The sequence below is a fragment of the Phenylobacterium sp. genome, assembly GCF_036402295.1.
Taxonomy (GTDB): domain Bacteria; phylum Pseudomonadota; class Alphaproteobacteria; order Caulobacterales; family Caulobacteraceae; genus Phenylobacterium.
The window spans coordinates 1-3,945 of sequence record NZ_DASWTE010000205.1 but is presented as its reverse complement, the minus strand read 5'-3'; the positions used below and the strand labels follow the sequence as shown (position 1 = coordinate 3,945).

Sequence of the window (3,945 nt, the reverse complement as noted above, 5' to 3'; positions counted from 1 at the left end):
AGCGAGAAGTTGGCGAAGAGCGACGAGGTGAAGGTCGCCTGGCCTTCGATCTCGGCGCCGTAGATGTGCGACTTGCCGACGTTCAGGACCTGGGAGGCGATGGAGGCGCCCACCGGGGTCTGCTGGGTGATCTGCTGGTCCTTGTACTTCGAGTAGAACACCGCCGTGTTCAGCGACAGGCGGCGGTCGAAGAAGTAGCCCTTCAGGCCGCCTTCGTAGCTGTCGACCTTTTCCGGGTCGAAGCCGTTGACGGAGCTGGGCGTCAGGATGGCGTCGGCGCGCATGTCGAAGCCGCCCGACTTGAAGCCCTGGCTGAACGACACATAGGTCGTAACGTCCGGGGTGATCTTGTAGCTGACGCTGACCCGCGGCGTGAACTTCTCGTAGGTGTCCGAGCTCGTGAAGTTCGAACGGACCAGGCCGGGAATGGCGGTCGGATTGCCGAACAGCGGGCTCTTCAGGCCCGTGAAATTCTGGCGGTAGACCTGACCGGTCTTCTTGTCCTTGGTGTAGCGGCCGCCCACCGAGATCGAGAGCTGGTCGGTCACGTCATAGCTGACGTCGGCGAAAGCCGAGTAGCTGCGTGTGTCCACCGCGCCCGAGGTGGCGATGGAGAGGTTCGCCTGGCCCAGCACCGTGTCGAAGGCGCCGGCCGCCGTGGCGTTCAGATAGTAGAGGCCGAACACGCCCTGGATCCGGTCCGTAGTGTAGAGGAGCTGGAATTCCTGGGTGAACTGGTGGTCGTTGTAGCGGCCGGGGATGTCCAGGATCGGCGCCGGCAGGTTGTCGAAGTCGATGACCGTCTTGGTCTCGCCGGACCGGTAGGCGGTGATCGACTTGAAGGTCAGGGTCTCGCTCGCCGTCCACTCGCCCAGGAACGACACGCCGCGGGCCTCGACCCTGTTCTTGTCGCCGATGCCAGCCTTGGTGTCGTAGACGTCGGACAGCACTTCGCCGCCCGCGATCGGCTGGCCCGCCGCGTTCAGGGCGGGCGTCTCGCGGTGGCCGTGGCGCGGGTTCGAGCGGTCGGTGACGATATCGCCCGACAGCCGGAAGAACAGGCTCTCGGTGGGCGTCAGCTCGACGGTGGCGCGCGCGGCCACGACGTCCTTGTCGTAGTGCTCGGCGCCGGTCGTGAGGTTCTTGCCGAAACCGTCGCGGTTGAAGCTCGCCCAGGTGAGACCGAGGCCCAGCCAGTCGTTCACCTGGCCCTTGGCCGAGGCGACGAGGTCCATCTGGTCGTACGAGCCATAGGCGCCCTTGAGCTTGATCTCGGGGTCGCCTTCGATCTTGGCCGTCACGTACTTGATCGCGCCGCCGATGGTGTTGCGGCCGTAGAGCGTGCCTTGCGGGCCGCGCAGCACCTCAAGGCGCTGGACGTCGAAGATGTCGAGCACGGCCGCCTGCGGGCGCGCCACATAGACGTCGTCGATGTAGAGGCCGACGCCCGGCTCGAAGCCCCACAGCGGGTCCTGCTGGCCGACGCCGCGGATGAAGGAGATCAAGGTCGAGTTCGAGCCGCGGGCCACCTGGACGGTGAGGTTCGGGGTCGACTGCTGCAAGGTGGTGATGTCCGTCGCGCCGGTGACGGCCAGGCGCTCGCCCGAGACGGCGGTGACGGCGACCGGTACGTCCTTCAGGCTTTCCTCGCGACGACGGGCGGTGACCACCACCTCTTCCACGCCGGCGCCTTCGTCGGCCGCCTGGGCGAAGGCCAGGGTGGGAACGACGGACCACGCCGCGCCCGCAAGGAGGGCGGCTTTCACGAAGCTCTTCATGTGTTTCCTCCCGACGGCGCCGATCGGCCACCATGGCCGGAGCAGCGTCGAAGACTTTTTCACTGACCAGTGAATTGCGCGGTGTTTTGAGCCATGCGCGCGTGTCGCGCCAGAGCCCGGTTCCGTCGGAGACTCACTTTTTGATTGGGTGATGAATTTATGGCACAGTCGGGCCGCTAAGGCCGGCGGCGCACCACCTCCGAGAGCCCCGCCGCGCACCAGGCGTAGAGTCGCGCCCGCACCGCCTCAAGGTCCGTTGAGCGGCAGAGCCCGTCCGAGAGCTGGTCGATACGCCCCGTCTCGGAGAGGGTCAGCATCATCGCCCCGGTGAGAAACTGGTAGCCCCAGTAGAGGTCGCGCATCTCGGCGTCCGGCAGCGCGACCTTGAGCGTGTCCACCAGCTCGTGGACCACCGGATCGAAGAACCGGTGCATGGTCTCGCCGCCCCACGCTGGGGTGTTGTTCACCAGGGCCACGAGCCGGAAGTAGTTCTTCCAGCCCTCGTCGTTGGTCAGCGACAGCTGGATCAGGGGATCGATGAAGGCCTCGATGATCCCCTCCGGCGTCATCGCCCCGGCCTGGTTTTCGGCGTAGGCGCGCAACGCGGCGAGGCGGGCGTCGTTCAGGATCTCGGCGCGGCGGGCAAAGACGCTGTCGAACAGCTCGCGCTTGGCCCCGAAGTAGTAGTGGATGAGCGCGGTGTCGACGCCCGCCTCGGACGCCACCTGGCGGACCGTCACACCATAGAACCCGTGCCGGGAGAACAGCGCCTCGGCGGCGTCGAGGATCGACTGGCGCAGGTCGGGGCCCTGGCCCTTCGGCCGTCGCCCTCTGAGCGCCCCGCCCGCCTGTCCGTTCGCCCGCGCCAACCGCCTCTCCGCCAAGCAACAGCCGTCATCGCTAGCACTGTTCGGACGCGTTGACAGCGCAGGCGCTGGGGCCAATGTCGCATGCCGGACACAAAGACGGGGGACGGGTGATGACGAGCGCCAGCGCCGGGCGGCATCTCTCGATCGACGCCGTGCGCGGCTTCGCCGTGCTGGGGATTCTGCTCATGAACATCGTGGGCATGGGCCTGCCCTCGTTCGCCTACATCGACCCCACCTACGCCGGCGGCTCCACCGGCGCGGACATGTGGACCTGGGCGGTCAACAACGTCTTCACCGACGGCAAGATGCGGGCGCTGTTCACGATGCTGTTCGGCGCTTCGACGGTGCTGATCGCCGACCGGGCCGAAGCGGGGACGGGGCTGAGCCCGGCGGCCACCCATTACCGGCGCATGCTCTGGCTGCTGCTGATCGGCCTGCTGCACGCCGTGTTCCTGTGGTTCGGCGACATCCTCGTGCCCTATGCGATCGCGGGCCTGATCGTCTTCCCGTTCCGCAAGCTCAGCCCGCGCGTGCAGATCGCCATCGGGGTTGCGATCCTCGTCCTGCTGCTAGCCAAGAACGCCATGGGCCCGGGCATTCCGTCCCCGCCCCCCGGTGCAAAGGCGGCCGAGCTCGCGGGCTTCCGCGGCGACTTCCTGGATGCGACCCAGGCGCGCCTCAACATGCTGGTGCTGTTCTATCTGATCATCCATCCGTTCGACACGCTGCCCGAGGCGATCGGCCAGATGTTCATCGGCATGGCGCTGTTCCGCGTGGGCTTCTTCACCCTCGGCTGGTCGACCCGCGCCTACGCCCTGACGATGGCCATCGGCTACCTGATCGCCGCGCCGTTCACGGCCTGGCTGGCCTATGGGATCCAGCAGAGCGGGTTCGAACCCAAGACGCTGCACGAACTGGAGGTCTGGCAGCAGCTCAGCCGGCCGTTCATCGCGCTCGCTCACGCCTCGGTGCTGCTGCTGATGATCCGGGCCGGCTGGCTGGAAGTGCTGACCACGCGCCTGGCCGCGGCCGGGCGGATGGCGTTCAGCAACTACCTGATGACCTCGGTGATCACGAGCCTGGTCTTCTGCGGCTATGGCTTCGGGCTCTACGGCGAGCTCTCGCGGGCCCAGCAGCTGTGGGTCGTGGCGGGCGTCTGGGCCTTCATCCTGCTGTGGAGCCGGCCGTGGCTGGCGCGCTTCCACTACGGTCCGTTCGAGTGGCTCTGGCGCTCGCTGGTGCAGTGGAAGCCGCAGCCGTTCGTGAAGGGCGCGAAGCCCGCGACGGCGACGACCTAG

General features: G+C 67.1%; 3 protein-coding genes. 1 reads left to right on the top strand and 2 read right to left on the bottom strand.

The features are described from left to right. Together VGD44_RS12840 and VGD44_RS12835 are read right to left on the bottom strand one after the other, a co-directional pair. A partial coding sequence (locus VGD44_RS12840; RefSeq protein WP_331087588.1) for a TonB-dependent receptor occupies nucleotides 1-1,778 on the bottom strand: 1,778 nt, incomplete at its 3' end. Nucleotides 1,779-1,954: 176 nt separating this feature from the next. Then, nucleotides 1,955-2,647: a TetR/AcrR family transcriptional regulator gene (locus VGD44_RS12835; RefSeq protein ID WP_331087586.1), complete on the bottom strand. Its 693-nt coding sequence runs from the start codon at nucleotides 2,645-2,647 to the stop codon at nucleotides 1,955-1,957. 110 nt (nucleotides 2,648-2,757) lie between these two features. Here VGD44_RS12835 and VGD44_RS12830 point away from each other — a divergent pair, with 110 nt between their 5' ends. Next, nucleotides 2,758-3,945 carry a DUF418 domain-containing protein gene (locus tag VGD44_RS12830; protein ID WP_331087584.1) on the top strand — a complete coding sequence of 396 codons (1,188 nt, stop codon included), beginning with the start codon at nucleotides 2,758-2,760 and terminating at the stop codon, nucleotides 3,943-3,945.

Coding starts and splice junctions, on each gene's coding strand:
- VGD44_RS12830 (WP_331087584.1), top strand. CDS start 2,758: ATGACGAGCGCCAGCGCCGGGCGGCATCTCTCGATCGACGCCGTGCGC.